We start from the raw sequence: 22,675 nt of genomic DNA, 5'->3' as shown, positions 1-22,675 counted from the left end.
GAAATGTGAGGAACGAGACATGAACAAGAAAAAGTGGATCATTCTAGCGACAGCTGTGGTCGTTTTGGGAGGGGGAGGCTATTACGGCTATTCGACCTGGAAAGCAAAGAACGTCGCAGTCGAAGAGCAGCCAGCCGAACAGCCATCCTTTCCGACGGCAGCTGTCGATGTGGGCGAAGTAAAAAAGACGATCTTTTCCTCCGGCTCCGTCGAGGCAAAAGCCAGGGAAGAAGTAAAGCCGGAAATCAGCGGCAAGGTAGAGCGGCTGCTCGTGAAGGAAGGGCAAACGGTGAAAAAGGGAGACATACTTTTTACCGTCGACAGTACGGACGCCCAGCTGGAAATGCAGAAGCAGGAGCTCGGTATCCTGCGCGCCCAAAAAGAACTGGATGAGCTGAAGAACAAGAAGGATCGGATCCTGGCTGACAAAACGGGGAAGGTCAAGGAAGTGCTCGTCAAGGAAGGGGATACGGTCACACCGGATTCCGTCGTGGCGAAGCTGACCAATACGGACTATTTGAAAATTACGGGCAAGTTTAGCGCTTATGAAGCAGAGCGGTTCCGCGTCGGGCAAAACGTGAAGGTTTTCATTACGGCTTCTCTCTACTACGTAGACGGCACCATTACGAAGATCGACCTGGTCGGTCAAAAGGAAAAAGGGGTCGGAGGCGTGCACAATGTCGAAGTGCAAGTGAAAAAGCCCGGCGCACTCTACGTAGGAGACATGGGGGAAGTGCAGTTTACGGATGCCAAGGGCGTGCTGTACGCGAGTCAGATGGCCACTCCGTTTGAGCTGCCGGACGAGATGGAGCTGCTGGCGGGAACCCACGGGAAGATCGGCAAAGTAGACGTCGAGAAAGACGACGAAGTCAAAGCAGGACAGCAGCTGTTTAAAATGGATATGACCGCATCGGATTTGGAGCTGCGGGAAAAAGAACTGGCTTTGAAAGAATCGCTCTTAACCATGGAGCAAAAGAAGCGTGAAATCGCGAAAAAGCAGGTAGAAGCACCGATCAGCGGCGTTATCACCAAGCTGAATGTAAAAGAAGGAGAAACGCCGAATGGAGGAGAACCGGCAGTCGTCATCATGGACACAACTTCAGTGTACTTCATGGCGGCGGTAGACGAAATCGATATTCCGGCTATCAAGCTGGGACAGAGTGTGGATGTCTACGTGACTGCTTTTGGGAACCGCCCCTTCAAAGGAAAGGTTATCGAGATTCCCAAGGAAGGGACGAAAGAGGACAAGGCCGTTCGCTTTGCCGTGAAGGTGGAGCTGAGTGAGACCTCCGAAATGAAGCACGGGATGACGGGCGACTGCGATATTTACGTGGAGCAAAAGGACAACGTCAAGCGACTCCCGCTGAATGCCGTCGAGGTTATGGAAGAAGGCAAGGGTACCGTCATGGTCAAAGACCCTGGAACAGGCGAGCCGACGCCCAAACAGGTGGAGATCGGAGTAGAGGGTACGGAGTTCATCGAAATCAAAGGCGGTTTGGACGAAGGCGCTGAAGTTCTGGTGACCAACGCCTAGATCTGCTACTGAAAAATGAAAGAAAAACATCCCCAGTTTGCATGCAGTATGGAACGCATGGAAGCCGGGGATTTCTTTTTGGGCAGGGAGTGCTTTATTTTTCAACGAGGTGAAGCGTTTGGACCATCCGCTCCGTCAGACTTTGCAGAGGGTGAGAAACCGGAATGCCTTTTTTGCATGCGAAGTCACGTGCGATCGGCACCATGGACAGCTGGGCTACGGACAGGAAAGAGGATGGATGGCTGTCATGAAGTGACTGCAGAGAGGACCAGATCGCATCGTGGTAGGCCTGCTGCTGATTCGTCATAATGAGGTCGAAGGCACCCTCCGCCACATGAATCTCGACCTGTGGTTGAAACCTGCAGGCTGCAGCATGCTCCCATAAACGATTCATGGTCGGTGTCACGGTAGCGGGATTGGAGAAGAGCAACACCTGTGGGCCGGGGCGTTTGGCCACTTCGTCAAAGAAAGGGCCGTCAATGGTAAGAATCGGCAGTGGAAAGGCAGCTTCCATTTCCGCTGACAGGCAAGCAGCATATTGCGTGCAGGTGATGAGGATGGCATCCGGCATACCGGCTTTCATCCAATCGAGCTGGCTCCTCAGCCTGTCCTGGACCTGTTCTTGTGTAGGTGGACATTTTCCTTTGTTTTGCAAAAGCAACCCGGGATCGACATAGTGGGTGATCTCGACTGCCCAGGGTGCAAACGTCACATCCATCAATCCGATGTTCGAGTGATGACCGTGCAAACAAGCGATTTGAGTCATGGCTTCGCCTCCGTTCTGGCAGCCCGTTCTTCTTTTCGAGCAATGACGCGGATACGCTTGTAGTCCACGTACCATTGACCATCTCGGTACAAGGATGGTCGCAGGCGTTCATTGACATCCGAGCAGATTTCGTCAATTTCGCTTGCAGACAACCCGTTGAAAAAGGGACTGCAAAAAGAATCGAGCCAGTGCCGCAGGCCGCCATCACCGTCAGGCATCAGCGTCAAGCGGTCAAAATGCGAGGACAGCACTACCCGAAAGCCTTGACGCTCCAATAAGGACGCGTATTCTCCGATGCTGGGGAAGTACCAGGGATTTCGCTCGTCAGCGGAAATACCTCGATGCGCCAAGGTGGCACGCAGAGCTTCGATCACCTGACCGCAGTTGCCTTTTCCTCCGAATTCAGCGACCAATCTTCCTCCTGGCACGAGAGCGAGCCAGATGGTTTCCGCCACTTGTTCAGGCTGCTTCATCCAGTGCAGGGCGGCATTTGAAAAGATCGCATCAAAGGGCTCGCTCGAACGGTACGTATGGGCATCAGCGATTGAGAATGACAGATGCGGGTATTTGCTTCGCGCGGCATCGATCATGTCCGGTGAAAAATCACAGCCGACGACATGGGCTCCGCTTTCTGCCAGCTGGGCGGTGAGATCGCCGGTTCCGCAGCCGAGATCCAATATGCGTTCACCTGAAACAGGCTGTAGCCAGTCAATCAATCCTCTGCCATACTGGGAAACGAAGTTCATTTTTTCGTCATAGTGGCTCGCGTCCCACTGTTTGGTTTGATTCATGTCCATCCCTCCTTACCCTTGTTTTACCAGCTCAATCACTATTCGTCAAATCTATATAAATTATCATTTTGATAGTTTTTACCTATATGCATTTCACTGCCACCAGCAGCAGGAAAAAAACGAGGGAACATTTTCCTGTCAGGAAATAAAAAGGAGTCAACGCTGATTTTGTCGAATTAGGAACAAGTGAATGATGAAGAAGAGAAAGTGAGAGGACATCAAGTGAAAAAATGGGTTGTATCAGCGCTTTTAGTGTGTCTGGCTACCGGAAGCCTGCTGTCCGGTCTGTCTGTCTCGCCAGCCATGGGGGCGACTACACCGATGAAGCGGAATAGTCAGGTGTCACAGCCCGTACATAAACCGATTCATGATATGGTTGTTTTTAATGATTACCAGGTCGTCGGCTTGACTGCTGGGGGCTGGAACTGGGTGAAAAATGACGAGTTTATTCTCCCGCCGGATACTCCGCTCGATGTCGATCTAACGCAAACCACGTACGGAAGCGGTACGAACGTGAACAGACACGAGGTCTTTCTCGATGGCGTGGAACTCACGGCCCTCGGAGGAGAAACGAAGTCCACACAAGCCACGTTGAAATGGCAAGTACCTCGATTCTCCATCCCTTCCTCTCAATTATCTGCAGGCCAGCATACGATGACGTTGGTCGTGACGGATGCAAAAGGTCAGAAAAGTACGGTGAATGTGCGTTTTCAGGTAGAAGCGCAGAACTATCCTTACATCTATGAGGGAGAAAAGGCTATAGGTGCGTCCGTACCATCCGGGAGCACCAGTGCCATCTTCGGGTTGTTCGGGTCCAGAAGCTTTTCCAGCAAAGTACCCGGTACGTGGAGGCTGACGAACAAGGCGACGAATACGGAAATGCGCTCCGTGTCGGGCTTGGTCTTTACATCAGGCTCCCTGAAAACAGGTCAATACGATCTCGTATTTACGCCTGATGACAGCAGTCAATCTCCGTGGATGACTACGATCCAGGTAGGGTTAGCAGAGATTTATATGGGAACGGATGCAACCGGCCAGAAGCTTACGCAAAATCAAGTGATCACAGCGGAGAAAGCTCCGAGCACGGTTAAGCTGTTCTCGCCGTTCGCAGGTCGATGGTGGGTAAACGGCACAGGTCAGACTCTGACGAATTCGCAGAGCATTGAAGTGGCCATTCCTGAAATGCTGGCGGGAATGACGATCAGTGTAACGTTTGAGCCGAACCAGCCGGCGGATACGACTACAGCGTGGATGGATACCTCGACCACGCTTCAAATCCAGGTTCCGGGTACGCCGGAAGCATGCGGGCCGAGCACGGCTACAGCCACGATGGATGTTTTGATGCAGAGAAATGAAAAGTCTTCCCTGATGCTCGAGCGGAGTAATCTGTACTCATCGGATGTTACCGTCAAGCTGTACCAGAACCCGGTTCACCTCATATGGTTGACTACAGCCGCTGATCATGTCGAATTTGGCAGTGAGGCAGATGACGATGAGGGTCCAGGCGTGTGGGCGGTTGACAATAAGGTCGTGGACGCTGCCAAGCTCAATTGGGATCATACCGCGCTGGCGCTGTCCAGCTTCAAACCAGGACGCTACAAAGTGAATTACTACAGCAAGCGCGAGCCTCGTCAGTCATGGTGCGGATATGTACAGGTTATTGAGGACGTTCCGCCAATCTCCTCTTCACCGGTCTGTGATCCGGGCGATGTGGGAACAGTCCCTTATCCGACCCCGATGCGCTTCGTGACCAAGAGTGGGAAAGAGTATCGGGATGGCGATCGAATCGTAGTAGATTCCCAGAGCGACCTGAATGATTTGAAGGAACTGGTGCTCATGTCCACTCATGTAGCATACCAGGGGACCAAACGAATCATCTTGAATAAAAGCAGCAAAACGGAACGAAGCTATGTTCATGTTCCCGATTTGATCTGGGAGGACGGCGAAACGTTGCTGGGGTCAAAGCAAGAGTACGGCAGTGGCACCATTGAGTCCAGCAATGTGGTGAAAATCAAGTACAACGATGATACTTTGATGACCATCAAACCGAGACATACAGATCAAGAAGAAGACAAATCGGATACGGATGGCGTCAAATCGTTGGACTTCAAGAAATTCATTGATTTTCAGGATGGCAAGCCAGGAGTGTACACGATAGAAGTGACGAATGTCATGGGCTATCGTACGTGTGAAGTTGTATACAGTTCGAAGGATTACACGAAAAACACGGACATGCTAGAAAAACAGCAGTCCATGACAATAACGATTGAAGTACAATAGAGATTACAGAAGAACCCTCTGCCACGGCAGGGGGTTCTTTTCGGATGGAGGAATGCGCTGTGACGGAAGAGCAAAAGACCGTATTAATGAAGTTCGGCTTTCAAGTAGAAGGCGAGCAAGTGAAACATTTCAAACTGGGAATCGTAAGAGAAAAAGAGGAGTTTGCAGGTATTACCTCCCCTGAACAATTGCAGGAGTACGTCAAGCAGCTGCTCCGCAATCAATGTCTGTGGAAACGTCAGAAAGATGGATAAGATACACCGCAAAGGAGGCACTTGATGACAAGAGAGTCAAAGGAGTCCTTGCTTCTAGGGTTGAAAGAAGTGGTGGCGTGGGAAAAGGAACAAAATGATTTGTGGTTTTGGGAAAAACTCGGACGACTTCCATTTGTATTGCTGGATCGTATCACACCTAAATTCGTTCGAGAGAAGCTGGGAACTGCCGTGGATGAAATGGCCGCATTTCTAGAAAACGGTGGTACTTACTTGGTGCAAGATGAAGCCGTGTACAGCCGAATCCGCACGAAAATGGGGCAAGAACAAGTCATGGTGGCACAAGAGGCCGCAGAGGTTCCTTTGACCGTCATGAATGAGGTGGCGAAGGAAATGAGAGAATCGAGAGCCACGTTTGCCACGGTCCAGGGAGCTACGACAGGGATCGGAGGGATTTTTACCTTGGCATTGGATATCCCGCTTTTGCTGGGAACCTCGCTGAAGGTATTGCAGGAGATGGCGCTGTGCTATGGGTATCGTCCACAGGAAAAACGGGAGCGTCTCTTTGTGGTGAAGTGCTTGCAGTTTGCATCGTCCGATATCGTGGGGAAAAAAGCGATTTTAGAGGAGCTGTCCCAGTTTGACAGCCCGGCTGCACAGCGGGACGTGATGGCCCAATTGCAGGGCTGGCGCGAAGTCGTGGTGACTTACACTGAAAACTTCGGATGGAAAAAGCTTTTCCAGATGGTCCCGATTGCCGGGATCCTGTTCGGTGCCTACTTAAATCGTTCAACCGTGCAGGATGTCGCCGAAGCCGGCATGATGCTGTACCGCAAACGGCGAATCCTGGAGCGGCTGAGACAATCAGAAGAGCCAATCGAAGCTATTTCGTCCACTCCTCAGCCGTGATGGCGTACATGTCGTGGTCTTCCCATGCCCCGTTTATGAGGAGGTAACGCAGGGATCGCCCTTCGTAGCGGAAGCCGTTCTTTTCCAGCACGCGGATGGAGCCGAGGTTATGCGGCATGACTCCTGCCTGCACCCGATGGAGCTGCGCTTCCGTAAACGCGAACTGCAAGACGAGCTTGACCGCCTGCGTCGTATATCCCTTTCCATTGAACTCCTTGTCGAGGAAATATCCCAAGGTAGCATTCTGCCAAGCACCACGGGCCACATTGGATAGCGCGACTCTCCCGATCATCCGGTCGTTTTCTGGAAGGAAGACACCGAATGCAAAAGCGGCTTGATTGGCAAAATCTCGCTGGGCTTGGGCGATCTGCTCCTGCTGTCCTTCCAGTGTGAAGTGCGAGGCAGGGCGTATCGGTTCAAAAGGTTGCAAAAAATCGTGATTGCGCAGCCTCAGCTCCAGCAGCTCGGCTGCGTCTTCCTTTTGCAGAGGGCGCAAGTATAGGGCGTCCGTATGTAGTCGCACGTCAAATCCTCCTTGGAAAAGAAAGTGGGATAGACATTCTATCACATGCGCCCTCTAGTGAGAAGCGTATGAATACTCGATTTTCCCCAACGCCGAATGCTTTGCGCGCCTCCGCATCTTTTGGAGTAGGGGCAAGCCCGGTTTTCAGACCCTCCAGCGGTGTTTCTTTACAAGAAAGCTGTTGCCACACGGTGTTGATTTTGGTAGAGTTAAATGAAATTATGATAAGAAAGTCTAAATAGAGGTGCGCCGAAGATGAGTACATCTTTTCGAGATCTGCCGGGGGGCAGGAAAAGGAGGAAAGGCTAAAGCGCCGAAGCCGATTGCCATCCCCTGAGTGGCAAAGGTTGGGGTGCCCATGAATAATGATCATCCTGTCACAAGAAAGAGTCTTTCTTGTGGAGCGCTATTTACGATTTGCTGCCGATGTATCGAAAGCAATGAGTTAGCGCATGCACTCATTGCTTTTTTTATGTTTGGGCAGACTTCGACTGAGGTTTTCTTATTTCATTCGAAATGCTGTTGACTAAAAGGAGGATTTACCTGTGAACATGATGGATGCAAATGAAATTATCTCTTTTATTCAAAAAAGCGAAAAGAAAACTCCAGTAAAACTATATGTGAAAGGAAACCTGGAAGGCATCGATTTTGGTGCGAACGCCAAAGCTTTCATCAATGGCAATACAGGCGTCGTGTTTGGCGAATGGAAAGAGATCGAGCCAGTTCTGGCGCAAAACGCTGACAAAATCGAAGACTACGTAGTGGAAAGCGACCGCCGCAACTCCGCCATTCCGCTGCTCGACACCAAAGGAATTCAAGCTCGCATCGAGCCAGGCGCAATCATTCGTGACCAAGTGACCATCGGCAACAACGCGGTGATCATGATGGGTGCTTCCATCAACATCGGTGCGGTCATTGGAGAGGGCACCATGATCGACATGAACGTAGTGGTAGGCGGCCGTGGAACGATCGGGAAGAACTGCCATATCGGCGCTGGTTCTGTGATCGCAGGCGTAATCGAGCCACCATCCGCTCAACCAGTAGTAGTCGAGGATGACGTACTGATCGGTGCGAATGCGGTGATTCTGGAAGGCATTCGCGTAGGAAAAGGTGCGGTAGTCGCTGCGGGTGCTGTCGTCATTGAGGATGTTCCTCCATATACAGTGGTAGCAGGTACTCCTGCTCGCGTCATCAAACAAATCGACGAAAAAACTCGTTCCAAGACCGAGATCAAGCAGGAGCTACGTCAACTCTAAGGGGTGTACGAACATGGACTGGCGCTCGCTTGATGAACAATACATCGTTTCCACATACAAACGGTTGCCGATTGCCATTGCCAAAGGGGAAGGCAACTACTTGTACGACACGAATGGCAAAAGCTACCTCGATCTGTTTACCGGACTCGCAGTCAATGTGCTGGGACATTCGCATCCGCGTATTCTGAAGGCCCTGCATGAGCAAGGTGAGCAGTTTCTGCACATCTCCAATGTGTTTCTCAACCAGCCTGCCATTCGTTTGGCACAGCGGTTGGTTGAACAGACCATTACGGGAAAAGTGTTTTTCACCAATTCCGGTGCTGAGGCGACGGAGGCGGCGATCAAGCTGATTCACAAGTGGACAAAAGCGGAAGGTGCGGGCCGCGAGGGTATCGTCGTTCTGCGCAACAGCTTCCACGGCCGTACGCTGGGAGCTGTGCGATTGACCAGACAAGCCCATGTGTATCAGGATTTTCCGCAGCCGGCATTTCCCGTCTATGAGCTGGACGCTGAAGATTCGGAAGGCCTGCGTGCAATATGCCAAAGCGCCAAGCCTGCAGCGGTTTTGATGGAGCCAGTGCTCGGTTCAGGCGGGGTTGTGCCTCTGACGGAGGCGTTTCTGCGTGAGGTGGAAGCCGTTTGCCAGGAAGAAGGCATGCTTTTCGCAATGGACGAGATTCAGACCGGGATGGGACGCACGGGTAAACTGTTTGCCTATCAGCATGCAGGTGTGTCGCCTGATCTGATCTTGTTTGCAAAAGGCGTAGGGGGAGGCTTGCCTCTTGGGGGCGTGATCGCTGGTACAAAGCTGATGAACCAGTTTAAGCCGGGTGATCACGGAACCACCTTTGCCCCATCTCCTTTGTCCGCAGCCCTTGGGAATGCCGTGCTGGATGAATTGCTCGAACCGGGCTTTGCCGCTGGGGTAAACGAGGTGATCGAATACCTGTGGGCAGGACTGGAAGCCTTGCGTGCACGCATGCCAGAGCAGCTGCAGGCTTTGCGAGGAAAGGGCATGATGGTGGGTATTCCGCTGAGCGTCACGCCTGATGAAACGAGCCGTTTGCAAAGTGAATTGCTTGCAGAGGGGATCCTCGTCGATGTCACGCAAAAAACGATCGTTCGATTACTTCCGCCATTGACACTCACGAAGGGCGATGTGGATCGCTTCCTCGAAGTGTTTACCCGTCAGCTGACTGCGGCCATTTCAGCAAAGGAGGCGCTGTAGATGAGCGTTTCCACGTTTGTGCAAATACGCAGAGATCTCCATCAAATTCCGGAACCCGGCTTTCAGGAAGTAAAGACGCAACAGTACCTTCTGCGTTATCTGGAGACGCTCCCTTCTGAGCGACTCCAGGTTCAAACGTGGCGCACGGGAATTCTCGTCCGCGTTCCAGGGACCGATCCAAAACGAACAATCGCCTGGCGCACGGACATGGATGGTCTCCCGATCGCAGAGGAGACGTCCTATCCTTTCCGTTCCTTGCACGAAGGCTTCATGCATGCGTGTGGACATGACATGCACATGGCAATCGCGCTCGGGCTCCTGACTCATTTTGTGGAGCATCCGATTGCCGATGACTTGTTGTTTCTGTTTCAACCTGCCGAAGAAGGACCGGGTGGGGCTTTGCCAATGATGGAAAGCGAAGCGTTTGCCGCGTGGCGTCCTGATTGCATCTTTGCCCTGCACATCGCACCGGAGTATCCTGTCGGTCACATTGCTACCAAGCCCGGCATTCTTTTTGCCAACACTTCGGAATTGTTTGTGGATCTGGTCGGAAAAGGGGGCCATGCTGCATTTCCCCATCAATCCAACGACATGGTCGTCGCAGGCAGCCACTTGGTGACCCAGCTTCAATCCATTGTCGCGAGGAATATCGACCCACTGGATTCCGCAGTCATCACGATTGGCAAAATCGAAGGTGGAACCAAGCAAAACATCATCGCCGAGCGTGCTCGTCTCGAAGGAACCATCCGCACGTTTTCCATGGAATCGATGGCACGGGTGAAAAGTCGCATCGAGGCCTTGGTCAAAGGGGTAGAGGCTGGCTTTGAATGCACGGCCACGATCGATTACGGCTGTGGATACTGCCAGGTGTACAACGAAGAGGCACTGACAGAGGATTTCATGGCATGGGTGGACGAGGAATGCCCGGAGGTTACCCTCATTCATTGCAAGGAAGCGATGACGGGAGAGGATTTTGGCTATTTCCTCAGCGAGATTCCCGGATTTTTGTTTTGGCTGGGAGTCAATACGCCGTACGGATTGCATCACTCGAAAATCGAGCCGAACGAAGACGCGATCGAAGTTGCGATCAAGGTCGTCAGCGGTTACTTCACGAAATTGTCGGAGCGTTGATTCATTCGATCATAGGACTTGGGAGCAGCTACTCACTGGCTGCTCCTTTTTCATATCCTTTCTCCTTCTGGTCAGCAGTGCTGCATGACTAGGTAAACACCCTGTGAATAAGTCTTTCTTCCTGATTATCTAGGGCTGTGGATAGTGTGGATAGTGTTGAAAAAAGTTAGCGGAGGACCACAACTATTTGCTTGTTTAGGCGTATAAACTTATAAGAACAAATTCGGAATAACAAGCGCTGCAGCGCACACATACAGGAGGATTATGACATGAAAAAAGCATGGTTGTCGGCCTTGTTGGCAACAGCTGTCATGGCTGGAGTAGGAAGCACCGCCTTGGGTGAGGGGGCGATGCGGGTATTCATGGGTGGCGAACGAGTCGTAAGCAGCATGGGGTCATCCAACGCGAATTCTGTGGAAGATCTCGTCAATAAAATGGGTGGCTTTGTAGAATATGACCAAAACTCCGGAAAATTGGAAATTATTAAGCCGAATGTGAATATCCTTGTATTGGAAGGGATTCAGCAAACGAGAAACAAGACGGTCGTGTTTAGCAACCCGATTAAAGGATATAGTGATAAAAATGTACCACGCACCTTTAACGTGTTTGTAGAAGTCGATGAAGCGCCTGTAGCAAAAGACCTGAGAATGCAGCTGGTTTTGATTTCGCCGGAAGGAAAAGAAATTGATAAAGGGAAAGAGTGGAAGTACTCCACTGAGAAAGCAAACAGCTTTTATTTCTCTGAACCATTTGTTTCCACCAAGCTTGGAAGTTATGGGACCTACAAGATCCAGGTACGGATGAAGTCTGAGCAATTCAAGTCTTATGTGGTTGTAGGCGAGAACACCTTTACAGTTGGCCGATAAAATAATGGCTTGTTTGCGTTCCCACGATGCTAATTCACATGGTATAATAGGTAGAAAAGCCGATATACATGGTGAAAGCGAGTACATGAAAGAAAGGAACGATGGGAGCGAATGGAGACAAATCCCCCGCGATCATCCACAGACGTAGAAGGCCCGAGTATACGCATCGCCTGGCAGGATGATCATTCTATCCGGGCAGAGTGGAACATGACAAAGGAGTTCAAGCAGGAAGTGGAGAAGAAGTTTGCGATCCCTTTTGCTGAGCTGCCTTTTGTCCTACGCCTTTTCGATGTGACTGACCGCAAAGAGATCCGCGATGATGGCACAGACCTTTACACTGATTTTGATATCAACCACCGTTCATCCGAGTGGATTCTTTACGGAGTTACGCAAGGATTGGAATATTGTGTTGATTTAGGCATTCGAATGGTGGATGGAAGGTTCTTTTCGCTATCGAGATCTCAAATGATTTGATCAACGTGCTCATGGATAAAGGAAGACCCTCTGGAAAGAGGGTCTTTTGTTGTTTCTTACGGCATTTGCCGCTGCTTGTCGAGCAAGCGCAGGGCAACGGCGAGGACGGCCCAAACCGGCATAGGTTCATCCAGCTTGCTGAGCCACTCAGGAGACGTGAGCAGTCCTTCTTTTAAGGCGCGTGTTCCTAAATCGAGCTTCCATGGGGGATAGACGATGGGCTCCTCCGTAGAAAATTGATCGTATTGACTCAGATTGTAATTTTTGATTAACGCTGTCAGTTTTTCCGCATATTGCGGGTCGGTCGCATAGCCCGCCTTTTCCAAAGCATGGGCAGCCTCTTGTGGGGTGGCGGCTGTGATCACTTTTTTATAATTTGGCTTGAGCAAAAAGTCGGCATGATCGTCAATGGACTGCTGGTAATTGTAATACGCCTTGAAGTGGGAGGTGCGCGAAACAGTCTGGCCGTTCTCCACTTCCTTGCTTTCGACGCTGACAGACCCAGCAGGCCCTGTTCCTTTGATGCCAAATAAATTGTAAGAGGAACGCCCTGTAGCCGGGTCGACCGGTACTTTCTTTCCCCAGCCTGACTCCAGGATGGCCTGGGCGATGGTAATCGAGGGGAAAATGTGATGAGTCAAATAGGTTTGTCTGGCCGAGCCAGCCATCAGCTCGATAAACACTTGAGTCTCCATAGGATAACACCTCTCTCATAGCATCCGATTCGCTCAGTAACTACCTTATGGCTATGATCGAGCGGTGGAGCTAGCCCAAGTCAATAAAAAACAGCCGAGGGCGTCGGCTGCTTCTTTTTGGGGATGGATCGTTATGGCTTTCGAGGCTGAAAATACTGAATTCTCTTGTTGAATAAGTGAAGCTCCGCCTTGTAATCACGGGCCAGATAGCGGCAGTACTCATTTGCTTTGTTTTTATCGCCATGCGTAGCGGATTCTGGTAACGACAGTTGAATGTAGTGCTTTTCTTGTCCATTCGATTCGGCGGAGCCGACACCGACGATGATGGCCTTGTACATATTCGGGTCTTTTCCTTTGAGCAGGAACCAGGAGCCTTTGCCTTCCTCCCGTTCCTCCAGCGTGTATGGAAAGGCTGCATCTGCGTACGACCAACCAAGCTGTTGGCCGGTCTTGGTCGTCATGTCGATATATCGGGAAAACTTTGCCTTCACGTCTTCAATGTCTGCTTTGGTGGCAGTAGAGCCTTCTACGAAATAAATGTAGGCTGATTGAAGTTTCACGATTGCACTCACTCCTAGTACCGAGAATGTCTGCGTTTAGTGTAGCATTGCTTCCACTCTTTGACAATGCGGCAATTCCTGACCAAAAATAATTGCGTGTCTTTTCTGAAAAGTGTAAAATATAGTTACTATTTATATAGTGGATGAAAGAAGATCAGAATCTCATGGAGGATAGATCCTATGCAGGAGGTCTCAATCAGAAACGTTTTCGAAGCGCTTAACACAATGCGCGCCATCGATGTGGTGAATAAAGAGGATTGGGAGAAGGCAGCGAAGGAAGCCGAACTGGATTCCTCCGTGCAATTAAACATTCTCTGGATCATTTACTGTTACGAAGGCGTGCGGGTCACACAAATTGCCGACTGGACCTTCTGGCACCCCTCATCGATCGTGATTCATATCAAGAAGTTGATGGAAAAAGGGATGGTAACCATCGAAAAGTCGGAGTTGGATGGCCGTGTCGTGCATGTGTATCCAACGGAAAAAGGAAAAGAAGTGATCGAAGCCAGCCGTCGAAGCGTGCCATCTATTTTTCGTTTGACGTATGCATTGGAGAAAATGGAGGAACGCTACAGTACAGCGGTGGTAGAATTATTCTTTGAATGTTTGTCCTTTGTCGCTCAATCATTGCACGGTGCTGAAAAGGTGCGATGGATTCAGGAAGGCGAGGATCGGCTTCCCAATTCCAGGCATTTGATCAGTTAAGTGGCAGGAGTGGCAAAAAGTGGGTTTTCGCGTATACTAAGAAATACTCCGAATATTTATTCAACAATGATTCGGAGCCATACTTCAAATGAGGAGGGATTGCTGATGGAGCACTACGACCACCTATACGAGGAGTCGGAGAACGCCAATGTACGTTTTCTGGGATTTGTCTCGGAGGGAACTCGCCATGATTTCGGGATTGTTTTTACTCACAAGTTTTACGGGAAGCCATTGGTGATCTGTATGCAGACGGGGCAATCGACCCTTCTCAGTTCAGAGGATGCCGTAAATCCTGGTTACCTGCAAAAAATCTTCCGGCTGGATTCTGAGAGCGAAGCGGAAGCCCTTGCCCAATTTCTCCAAGAGTATCTACCTACTATGCCATTTGAAGAAAATCAGTACTAGCAGGCGAGCAGAAGATTTTCTTCTGCTCGTTTTTCATGTACGATCGAAGATATGAGTAAGAAAAGGCTGAAAAAGACGTAAGCTCTGCACCCAGTCGGACGAGCGGAGAGGAGAAGAGGAATGATTCAACATAAATGGCTGGCTGCCGAACAAAAAGGAGCGGTCGTCCTTGTGCATGGTACAGGGGAGCATTATGGTCGATATGAGCACGTGGCGGCCTATTTGAACGAGCGGGGTTGGAGCGTGTTTACAGGCGATTTGCCAGGTTGGGGGAGGGCACCAGGACGCAAGGGTCACATCAAAGCCTTTGAGGAATACCTGGAGGCGGTAGATGAATGGAGGAGGGCAGCCCGGGAAGCAGCGGGAGATGGACATCCAATCTACATACTCGGTCATAGTCTGGGAGGGCTAATCGCTACTCGGTACATCCAATGCTATGAGCAAAGCAAGCAGGAATTTGCGGGACTTATTTTGACATCGCCTTGCCTTGCATTGAAGTTGGCCGTTCCCCCTTGGAAGGTCAAGCTTGCTCACTGGCTGGACAGCGTTTGGCCTACTTTGGCCATGCCGAATGGCATCACGCCTGACATGGTGTCGCGGGATCCGGTAGTTCAAGCGGCATATCAGAGCGATCCGCTTAATTATGCCAAGGTGAGTGTGCGGTGGTTTCAGGAGCTGCATCGGGCGATGGATCAGGCGTGGAAAGATCGGGAGCGTATTATCGTCCCCGTCCTCGTCCTGCAGGCAGGTGATGATTCGCTGATCGACCCGGATGCGATTGAGCGCTTCGCAGCGGGTATCCATTCCGAAGTGGAATACCACAGGTGGAACGGATTGCGTCATGAAGTGCTGAATGAACCGGAAAAAGAACAAGTGATGTTTCAGGTAGAGGCATGGATGAATCGACAAGCGCCCTGAATGTGACATACTAATTAATTATAAATGTGTTAAATTACCGTATTGACTCCTAATGGTGTGTCATATTAAGATGTATATAACATCACATTGACGATGATATGACCATCACTCACAGTGCTTTTGGGCAATGTGAAAGCGGAGGGGAATATAAATGGGAACAATCGTATGCCAAACGTGCGGAACGATTATTGAACATTTCGAATGCAATTCGGTGAAAACGCTTTATGCGGTCTGCAGCTGTGATTGCCAGCAGCATGAAAAACAAGAAAGAGAATAGTTTAATTACCACAGGCCCATTATGCAAGGCCTGTTTTTTTTGACAACCTTTCCAACATGGGGGATAATAGGAAGAGTAAAAATCGTTGCAAGAGGAGGAATTGTTTCATGAAGCTTACACCCAAGCAGGGTTGGCTGGCCGCAGCAATCTTGGTCACCTCTCTGTGGAGCGGGACGCCGGCGTTTGCCTACAGCATTGGCGACGAAATCAAACTAGACGTAAGCCAACCTGAGATAGCTAAGACCGGTTTCGACATTTCTAAGGATTATGCAGTGTGGATGGTAGAGGGAGACAAGACCATCACTCTTTATGACTTGGACAACAGTTCGGAAGTGAAAATCGGCAGCAAGACTTCCACAAAGAATAACCCTCGCGTAGACGGCGATTTCGTCGTATGGATCGATTCCCGTGACGGCGGATCTGACGTGTACCTGTACGATATTTCCAAGAAAAAAGAGACTCTTCTGACAAGCGGTTCAGCTAAAGTTTCCCATGTGGACATAGCTGGGAAAAACGTAGTATGGGACGACAAGAGCGAGGGCGGTACGGATATCTTCCTGTACAACACTTCCACAGGCGAGACTGAGCAAATCAGTACGAGTGGAAAGGCCAGCAATCCGACTGCCGGTGATACATATATTGCATGGCAAGATGGGCGCAGTGGCAACGCTGACATCTACTATTACGACCTCAAATCAGAGAGTGAAAAAGCAGCGGTGACGACGCGCGGCGACCAATTGAACCCTTCGATCTCCGGAGATCAAATCATCTATGAAGACAATAGCTCGGATTATAGCCAAATAGGCCTGTACACCATCAGCAAAGACAAAGCCAAGAAGCTGACGGATGATTCTAGCGATAAGAAATCGCCGCATATCTACAAAAATACATATGTGTTTCTTGATGATGGCGATCTGTCATACGGCGATGTAAATAAGTCAGGTTCAAATCAAATCAAGAGCTTCGTTTACGATAAATTGGCCCCGCGGGTATACGGGGATTATGTATTGTACGCGAAAACGGATAATGACAAGAAGCTGCGTCTCAACCTGTACGACGTAGATGAAAAGGAATCTTTGCCGCTCGGTTCGGTGGCAGGTGACCCGAGCCAGCCTGACGGTAGCGACCGATACGTGGTTTACATTTCGGAAGGGAACAAGAGTGATTCCGTGATCCTCTATGATGTGGATAATGGTACCAGCAAGTCCCTTACGAAAGCTGACGATGAACCTTCCCGTCCTCTTGTAAGCAACCGATATGTCGTCTGGTACGATAGCTCCAAGGATGCTCTCGTTTCCTACGACATTAAAAAGGGTGTAACGAAGCAAGTGACTGACGAGGATGACGATCAAGCTCCGGATGATAAACTGTATGAGCTCGATGGGGAGAACCTGCTGTGGCTGAATGTAGACGGTAAGCCTGAGCTGGTTGTAACCGATCTGTCTACCAACAAATCTACAGAGATCGCTAGGTTAAAGAAAGATCCTCTGAGCATCGACATCTACGGAAATTACATTTCGTGGGTTCAGGAGCAAAGCACAAACAAAGCGAGCGTGTTCCTGTACGATATGGACGAAGAGGATGAAACTGAAATTCGCAAAAATGTTCAAGTAAAAGAAGCGAAGCTCGGAGATAATTTTGTCGTATGGAGTGAATATACTGACTCCTCAAAACCAAGCTGGGATTTGTATTCTTATGACATCGACCGCGGTAAGACGGCTTCCTTGCTGCGCTACAGCGATCGTGACCAGATCAATCCGCAAACCTCCCGCAATATGGTCTTCTTTGAGGATAATCGTCTGTCTCCGAATAAAAAGGATTTCTACCACGAGCTTTACGATGTCGAAGATGGTACCTACAGTGATTACTCTTGGGATGACGATGCGGACGTAGAAGAAGCCCGCATTGGCGGTAATCGCCTCGTCTGGATTGACAACCGGGAAGACACGCCGTATGTGTACACACTCGCGTTTGCTCAACCAAAAGATGACGATGATGACGACAATGAACCGACTCCAGAACCGGAACCAGAGCCGGGTGATTACAAGGAATATACCATTCTGGAATTGATGACAGATGGTACACTGACTGACAAAATGAACGAAGCTGGTTTTAAAAACTTCGTCATGGTGTTCTTTGCAGGCAAAAGCAATGAGGTAAGCATGTCGCTCTCTGAGGCTTTCGATGATATGGACCGCATGGCGGACTTGTTTGAGCAAGCAGGCTTGGACAAAATTAACATTCGCATCTACAAATAAAGAGAAACAGACAGGAGTGGAGTCATCTGCTCACTGTCTGTTTTTTTATTCAAGGCTAGCATCGAGCAGTCAAATACGGTCGTGACAGCACCAGTCCGAGCAAAAACAGGACCATTGCCACAAAAGCAGGGAGCAGATGAATGACATCCACATATCCGACGGCAAAATGCACCCCAATCCCGGCGACGAATCCAGGAACGCCAGCATAGAGGTATGTCCACCAAAGCCAGCTTTCTCCTTGTCTGAAGGACCATAGGCTGAGCAGAAGGATCGCGATTCCGTCTGAGATGAGCGCTCCGCCAAATCCTGCCCGATCGTGCGCGATGAGGGGAATCAACCTCTCGTTATACGCCATAAGCACGTCAGGAGCCGCGCAGAGGTAAATGAGGTCTGAGGGAACAAAAACGCCGGTCACGCCGATAAGCGAAATGATGATGCCTGCTGCAGTCAGTCCAAATCCGATGATGACGAAAAAGAGTTGTCCCCACAGGGCCTGCTTCCACGCACGATCGTTCCGCAGCTGTGCGGGGAGAAGGGGAAGATGAACCGGACAGGGAGCGCGCAAGGCGAATAAAAAAGCAGGGAGCAAAACGGCAGCCAGGATTGCGTGCAAATAATCAAAATAGCCATAACCGATGAACAGAAAGAAACTGGAAAACCCGATTGAGCCGGAGATGAGAAAAATCTTTCGGGCTGTGCGAGATCCGCGCAAAAGACCGTGACGAGACAGCTGATAGTAGATGACGCCAATGGAGATCATCGTTCCTGCGAGGCTGATCCGATCGTGTGACATAAAAAGAAGCAGTCGTTCATTGAGAACCATCAGCTCCGTAGCACTCATTCCGAGAAAGTGTTCGTCGTAAGGGAGGATGACACTCGTTGCGGCAATGAGCCAGGCTAAGGCGCCTCCGATCATCATTCCGATCCCCAGGAGCATTCCCCAACTCCATAGGGAATGCGATTGCGAAGCAGCAGGTGGAGCGACAGCGGAACCGGTATTCTCCGTGAATGTTTGCAGGATCGCTTCGTTGATTCGTTTGGGGAGACCTGGACCGGAGTAGACCAGCCCGCTATGCAGCTGGACGAGGTCAGCGCCTGCATGGATCATAATGAGGGCATCTGCCGGCTCGTGAATCCCGCCTGAGCCGATGATGACTGCATGCGGCCACTGCGATCTCGCCCATTGAACAAATCGCTGGCTTTCTTCCTTAGTGGGTCTGCCTGTCACCCGAGCAGCTGCTGCTTGATCAGTTTGGATGCCTCCTGCCACGAGTACGCCTGAAAATCCCACCTCCCAGGCTGGCTCAAATAGCGCGATAGCGTTTTCCTTGGGAATGTCGGGGGGAAGGAGCAGGAAAAGCGGATGCCCAGTGGCGGCACGGAGCTCCCGCAGGTGCGATCGCCACGCGTCCTGGTTCCACGATTCTGCCAGAGGCATGCGGGTATCGATGGAAAAGAACTGGCAGCAATCAGCTAAGCTATCCATGAGAAAGAGCAGATTGTCGGTCGCTTCACGAATGGCAGCCCCGGGCCGGGCAGCGATTCTTGCTCCTACAGGAACGCTGATTGGATCCATCGCCTCCACCTTTTTCAGCAGCTCCTGAACACCCGGGTTGACGAAGCACTCCGTATCTGGGTAGGTAATCGAATGTTCATGGGGATTACGCTCCAGCGCATTGGCAGATAAGATCGGATCGACTGTCACTGGACCGAGCTCGATGTAGCCCACTCCAAAACGGGAAAGCGCATCGATGCCTGTCGCTTGAGGAGAGAGACCAGCTCCCAATCCGACAGGGGTAGGAAAGGTTATGCCTGCCAAAGGCCGTGACAATTCAGCAGGGGGCTTCATGTGACCCATCAGTTCGATGATCGAGGGACCTCCCGGGCAATTTGCAAGTGTGCCGATGGCCTGCAGGGTGATCTCTCTCGCGCTTTTAGGGGACAGGAGAAAGAGTAGAGGGCGAAATAATGTGCGGTACGACCAGTCAGGCACGTGCCTTCACCTCTTCCGGTTAGATTCACGTCTATTTTATACAGTTAAGAATTTATACGTTTCTTACCCAGTATAGTGTAACATAGCGAGACTTTGAACGAAGTGAGAAAGCGAGACGTGTGCCCTTTGGGTGAAAAGGCTTGGCGTAGCCAAGTTTTCTAATCAAAAAGTACCGACTCTCCGAACGATCGGAATGCAAAAAAAGCTGCTGCCATTTTGCAGGCAACAGCTTGGACGAGCTACCTATTTTTTTAGCCGGAAATCGCTGTTTGGCGTTTGACGACTTTGATGGTTTTCAGAGTCTCATCCTCAGGTCCTTGAACAGGGAGACCGACACGGATATTTTCTCGGATGTACGCGATGTTTTCTTCCGTAATGACTTCACCCGGGAGAAAGATCGGAATGCCTGGTGGATAGACCATGATGAATTCCGTGATGACTCTTCCCGCCGCCTCATTGAGGGGAACCGTCTCAGTCTCCGCATAGAAGGCGTCGCGGGGAGTAGTCGATAGCATCGGGATGTTCGGCAGGGAAATGGTTGGCTTTTCTTCCGCCTGCACATGCGCAAATTCCACAGACAAATCGCGCAGGGCATTCACTAAGGCTTGAATCGTCTCATCCGTATCTCCGGCCGTTACAAAGCAAAGGACATTGTACAAATCGCTCATTTCCACTTCGATGTTGTACTTATCCCGAAGCCAGTTTTCTACTTCCCAGCCCGTAATGCCCAGGTCCCGCACATGGATCAAGAGCTTCGTCGGATCCATGGCAAAGGTAGCAGGCTTGCCGAGAATTTCGCGACCTACGCAGTAAATGCGTGGGATATCATTAATCATGTTTCGCGCCTTGTCAGCCAGCTTCATGGCTTGCTCGGTCAACAGGCGTCCATTGAGAGCCAGGTGTTGGCGTGCCATATCGAGCGATGCCAGGAAAATGTATGAAGTGGAGGTGGTCGTCAGCATACTCATGACGGTTTTCACGCGGTCTACGTCGACGAGCCCTTCCCGTACGTTCAAAATAGAGGTTTGCGTCAAAGAACCACCCAATTTGTGGACGCTGGTCGCCGCCATATCAGCTCCTGCCTGCATCGCAGAAATCGGCAGCTCCTCATGGAAATGAATGTGCACGCCATGCGCTTCATCCACCAGCACAGGAATTTCATAATTATGCGCAGTTCGTACGATCTCGCGCAAATCGCCAGCAATGCCGAAGTACGTTGGATTGATGACGAGCAAAGCGGCTGCGTCCGGGTGGGCTTCCAGTGCTTTTTGCACGGCTTTCACTGTAATCCCGTGAGAAATACCCAATCTCTCGTCCATCGCTGGGTGGATAAAGATTGGAACGGCTCCTGCAAAAATAATCGCAGACATGACAGACTTATGCACGTTGCGCGGAACGATGATTTTGTCACCAGGGCTGCAAGTGGCCATGATCATGGCCATGATGGCACCGCTCGTCCCTTGCACAGAAAAAAATGTATGGTCAGCGCCGAACGCTTCGGCTGCGAGTTCTTGAGCATCCTTGATCATCGCCTTGGGATGATGCAAGTCATCCAGTGGCGCAATGTTGATGAGGTCTATCGAGAGAGCATTCTCCCCGATGAACTCGCGAAATGCCGGATGCATGCCCATACCCTTTTTATGGCCCGGAATGTGAAATTGAATCGGGTTCCGGTTGGCGTGCTCCAACAACCCGCTGAACAAAGGAGTTTTCATTTGTCTCACTACGATCGCCTCACTTTACGAATAAAGAATCAAAGGGTAAAAACAAACAAATTGAGTATAGCAAAAAAGGGGGGGAAAGCAAGCGAATTTTTATTCATAATCCTAGCGCGTGGCAGGAGTTCCAAGCATCATCCGAGAAGTTGTACCTAAATGGGGTGATGAGATGAAAACAAGAGTAACAGAACTGTTGCAAATTGATTATCCGATTGTTCAAGGCGGATTGGCCTATTTAGCATACGCAGATCTGGCTGCAGCGGTGTCAAATGCCGGGGGATTGGGCCAAATTACCGCGATGTCACTGCCGTCCCCGGAAGCCTTGCGCGAAGAAATCCGCAAAGTCCGTCTGAAAACGGAACGGCCATTCGGGGTTAACTTTGCGATTGGCCAGTACAATCAATCATACGAGCCCTATGTCGATGTAGCCATGGAAGAAGGCGTCAAAGTCATTTCCGTGACAGGTGGCAATCCGGAACCGCTCATCCGGAAGCTCGATGGTCACGACATCAAAAAGCTGGTGTTGGTGGCTTCGGTGCGACAAGCCCAGAAAGCCGAGTCCATAGGGGCTGACGCAGTCATGGCTGTCGGTCAGGAAGGCGGCGGTCATCTGGGAAGAGATGATATCGGGACTTTCGTTCTCATCCCTCGTGTGACGGATTCGGTACAGATCCCCGTCTTGGCCAGCGGAGGGATTGGCGACGGTCGTGGAATCCTGGCCGCGTTGGCGCTGGGAGCGGATGGGGTAGAGATGGGTACCCGATTCATTGCTACGAAGGAGTGCGTCCATGCTCACGCGGCTTACAAAGAAGCTCTCCTCAAAGGGACGGAGCATGATACTGCTGTGATCAAGCGAACGCTGGGTGCACCTGCCCGCGTGGTTCGGACGCCTGGTTCCGACCACATCTTGGAAATGGAAAAAGAGGGCGCAGTATACGAGCAATTAAAACCTTGGATCAGCGGAGAAAACAACCGCAACTTTATTTATGAAGGAAATGAACAGCAAGGCTTTGGGTGGGCCGGGCAAGTCATTGGCCTGATTCGGGATGTGCCGTATGTTCAGGAACTGTTTGAACGAATGTTTAAAGATTTGGATGTCATGCTGGAGCGCTTGAAAGGGTACAAAGGTGAATAGCCATATCCCTGTGTAGTGTTCCCCGTCGTCCATAAAAAACA

At 50.6% G+C, this 22,675-nt stretch carries 22 protein-coding genes and 1 riboswitch; of the genes, 15 read left to right on the top strand and 7 right to left on the bottom strand.

Translation table 11 applies throughout. From position 1 onward, the window contains the following. Positions 1-19: 19 nt before the first annotated feature. Complete coding sequence (locus JNE38_RS19850; protein ID WP_203255337.1) at positions 20-1,534, top strand: efflux RND transporter periplasmic adaptor subunit; 1,515 nt, start codon at positions 20-22, stop codon at positions 1,532-1,534. A gap of 94 nt (positions 1,535-1,628) precedes the next feature. On the opposite strand, the gene JNE38_RS19845 is transcribed toward JNE38_RS19850, so the two are convergent. Both JNE38_RS19845 and JNE38_RS19840 read right to left on the bottom strand, forming a co-directional pair. Continuing rightward, positions 1,629-2,300 (bottom strand): hypothetical protein, encoded by a 672-nt coding sequence (locus JNE38_RS19845; RefSeq protein WP_203255336.1) that lies wholly within the window; start codon positions 2,298-2,300, stop codon positions 1,629-1,631. After that, positions 2,297-3,091: a class I SAM-dependent methyltransferase gene (locus JNE38_RS19840; RefSeq protein ID WP_203255335.1), complete on the bottom strand. Its 795-nt coding sequence runs from the start codon at positions 3,089-3,091 to the stop codon at positions 2,297-2,299. The genes JNE38_RS19845 and JNE38_RS19840 overlap by 4 nt, the downstream gene beginning before the upstream one ends. A gap of 222 nt (positions 3,092-3,313) precedes the next feature. Between JNE38_RS19840 and JNE38_RS19835 the strand changes: the two genes are divergently transcribed. From JNE38_RS19835 to JNE38_RS19825, 3 genes are read left to right on the top strand one after another with little or no spacing between them, the layout of a single operon-like run. Continuing rightward, on the top strand, positions 3,314-5,371 hold the full coding sequence (locus JNE38_RS19835) for a hypothetical protein (RefSeq protein WP_203255334.1): 2,058 nt from the start codon (positions 3,314-3,316) through the stop codon (positions 5,369-5,371). A gap of 44 nt (positions 5,372-5,415) precedes the next feature. Beyond that, positions 5,416-5,625 carry a hypothetical protein gene (locus JNE38_RS19830; RefSeq protein WP_203255333.1) on the top strand — a complete coding sequence of 70 codons (210 nt, stop codon included), beginning with the start codon at positions 5,416-5,418 and terminating at the stop codon, positions 5,623-5,625. A gap of 24 nt (positions 5,626-5,649) precedes the next feature. Next, positions 5,650-6,492 carry an EcsC family protein gene (locus JNE38_RS19825; RefSeq protein ID WP_203255332.1) on the top strand — a complete coding sequence of 281 codons (843 nt, stop codon included), beginning with the start codon at positions 5,650-5,652 and terminating at the stop codon, positions 6,490-6,492. On the opposite strand, the gene JNE38_RS19820 is transcribed toward JNE38_RS19825, so the two are convergent. Further along, positions 6,467-7,015 carry a GNAT family N-acetyltransferase gene (locus tag JNE38_RS19820; protein ID WP_203255331.1) on the bottom strand — a complete coding sequence of 183 codons (549 nt, stop codon included), beginning with the start codon at positions 7,013-7,015 and terminating at the stop codon, positions 6,467-6,469. The two genes, JNE38_RS19825 and JNE38_RS19820, sit on opposite strands and share 26 nt — an antisense overlap. A 231-nt stretch (positions 7,016-7,246) precedes the next feature. After that, a riboswitch (Lysine riboswitch) is annotated at positions 7,247-7,432 on the top strand. Between the two features lie 128 nt (positions 7,433-7,560). Here JNE38_RS19820 and dapD point away from each other — a divergent pair. The 5 genes from dapD to JNE38_RS19795 all read left to right on the top strand — a co-directional run bounded on the left by dapD (position 7,561) and on the right by JNE38_RS19795 (position 11,970). After that, positions 7,561-8,271 (top strand): 2,3,4,5-tetrahydropyridine-2,6-dicarboxylate N-acetyltransferase, encoded by a 711-nt coding sequence (gene dapD, locus JNE38_RS19815; RefSeq protein WP_203255330.1) that lies wholly within the window; start codon positions 7,561-7,563, stop codon positions 8,269-8,271. 13 nt (positions 8,272-8,284) lie between these two features. Beyond that, positions 8,285-9,499, top strand: a complete 1,215-nt coding sequence (locus JNE38_RS19810; protein WP_203255329.1) for an aspartate aminotransferase family protein — start codon at positions 8,285-8,287, stop codon at positions 9,497-9,499. Next, positions 9,500-10,630, top strand: a complete 1,131-nt coding sequence (locus tag JNE38_RS19805) for an N-acetyldiaminopimelate deacetylase (protein ID WP_203255328.1) — start codon at positions 9,500-9,502, stop codon at positions 10,628-10,630. Positions 10,631-10,899: 269 nt separating this feature from the next. Beyond that, positions 10,900-11,496, top strand: coding sequence for a hypothetical protein (locus tag JNE38_RS19800; RefSeq protein ID WP_203255327.1), 597 nt, complete (start codon positions 10,900-10,902; stop codon positions 11,494-11,496). A 111-nt stretch (positions 11,497-11,607) separates the two neighbouring features. Then, positions 11,608-11,970, top strand: coding sequence for a DUF4912 domain-containing protein (locus JNE38_RS19795; RefSeq protein WP_203255326.1), 363 nt, complete (start codon positions 11,608-11,610; stop codon positions 11,968-11,970). A 56-nt stretch (positions 11,971-12,026) separates the two neighbouring features. Here JNE38_RS19795 and JNE38_RS19790 read toward each other — a convergent pair whose 3' ends face one another. Both JNE38_RS19790 and JNE38_RS19785 read right to left on the bottom strand, forming a co-directional pair. Further along, complete coding sequence (locus JNE38_RS19790) at positions 12,027-12,665, bottom strand: glycoside hydrolase family 73 protein (protein ID WP_203255325.1); 639 nt, start codon at positions 12,663-12,665, stop codon at positions 12,027-12,029. A gap of 131 nt (positions 12,666-12,796) precedes the next feature. Next, positions 12,797-13,225, bottom strand: a complete 429-nt coding sequence (locus JNE38_RS19785) for a DUF1885 family protein (RefSeq protein WP_203255324.1) — start codon at positions 13,223-13,225, stop codon at positions 12,797-12,799. 180 nt (positions 13,226-13,405) lie between these two features. On the opposite strand from JNE38_RS19785, the gene JNE38_RS19780 reads away from it, so the two are divergent. The 5 genes from JNE38_RS19780 (at position 13,406) to JNE38_RS19760 (ending at position 17,788) form a co-directional block, all read left to right on the top strand. After that, a complete protein-coding gene (locus JNE38_RS19780) occupies positions 13,406-13,930 on the top strand; it encodes a MarR family winged helix-turn-helix transcriptional regulator (RefSeq protein WP_203255323.1) in 525 nt (174 codons plus the stop codon). Between the two features lie 105 nt (positions 13,931-14,035). Next, positions 14,036-14,335 carry a DUF3055 domain-containing protein gene (locus tag JNE38_RS19775; protein ID WP_203255322.1) on the top strand — a complete coding sequence of 100 codons (300 nt, stop codon included), beginning with the start codon at positions 14,036-14,038 and terminating at the stop codon, positions 14,333-14,335. Between the two features lie 120 nt (positions 14,336-14,455). Then, positions 14,456-15,253, top strand: a complete 798-nt coding sequence (locus tag JNE38_RS19770; RefSeq protein WP_203255321.1) for an alpha/beta hydrolase — start codon at positions 14,456-14,458, stop codon at positions 15,251-15,253. A 151-nt stretch (positions 15,254-15,404) separates the two neighbouring features. After that, positions 15,405-15,530, top strand: coding sequence for a GapA-binding peptide SR1P (locus tag JNE38_RS19765; protein WP_203255320.1), 126 nt, complete (start codon positions 15,405-15,407; stop codon positions 15,528-15,530). A 107-nt stretch (positions 15,531-15,637) separates the two neighbouring features. After that, a complete protein-coding gene (locus JNE38_RS19760) occupies positions 15,638-17,788 on the top strand; it encodes a TolB-like translocation protein (protein ID WP_203255319.1) in 2,151 nt (716 codons plus the stop codon). Between the two features lie 55 nt (positions 17,789-17,843). Here JNE38_RS19760 and JNE38_RS19755 read toward each other — a convergent pair whose 3' ends face one another. Next, positions 17,844-19,781, bottom strand: a complete 1,938-nt coding sequence (locus JNE38_RS19755) for a dihydroorotate dehydrogenase (protein ID WP_203255318.1) — start codon at positions 19,779-19,781, stop codon at positions 17,844-17,846. A 251-nt stretch (positions 19,782-20,032) separates the two neighbouring features. Continuing rightward, the gene (locus JNE38_RS19750) at positions 20,033-21,505 is read right to left on the bottom strand and encodes an aminotransferase class I/II-fold pyridoxal phosphate-dependent enzyme (RefSeq protein ID WP_203255317.1); all 1,473 of its coding nucleotides are present in this window, start codon (positions 21,503-21,505) and stop codon (positions 20,033-20,035) included. 130 nt (positions 21,506-21,635) lie between these two features. On the opposite strand from JNE38_RS19750, the gene JNE38_RS19745 reads away from it, so the two are divergent. Further along, positions 21,636-22,634 carry an NAD(P)H-dependent flavin oxidoreductase gene (locus tag JNE38_RS19745; RefSeq protein ID WP_275296725.1) on the top strand — a complete coding sequence of 333 codons (999 nt, stop codon included), beginning with the start codon at positions 21,636-21,638 and terminating at the stop codon, positions 22,632-22,634. The last annotated feature ends 41 nt before the right edge of the window (positions 22,635-22,675 follow it).

Source organism: Brevibacillus choshinensis, from assembly GCF_016811915.1.
GTDB lineage: Bacteria > Bacillota > Bacilli > Brevibacillales > Brevibacillaceae > Brevibacillus > Brevibacillus choshinensis_A.
The sequence above is the reverse complement of the archived record's forward strand: the minus strand, read 5'-3'. Positions and strand labels throughout refer to the sequence as shown.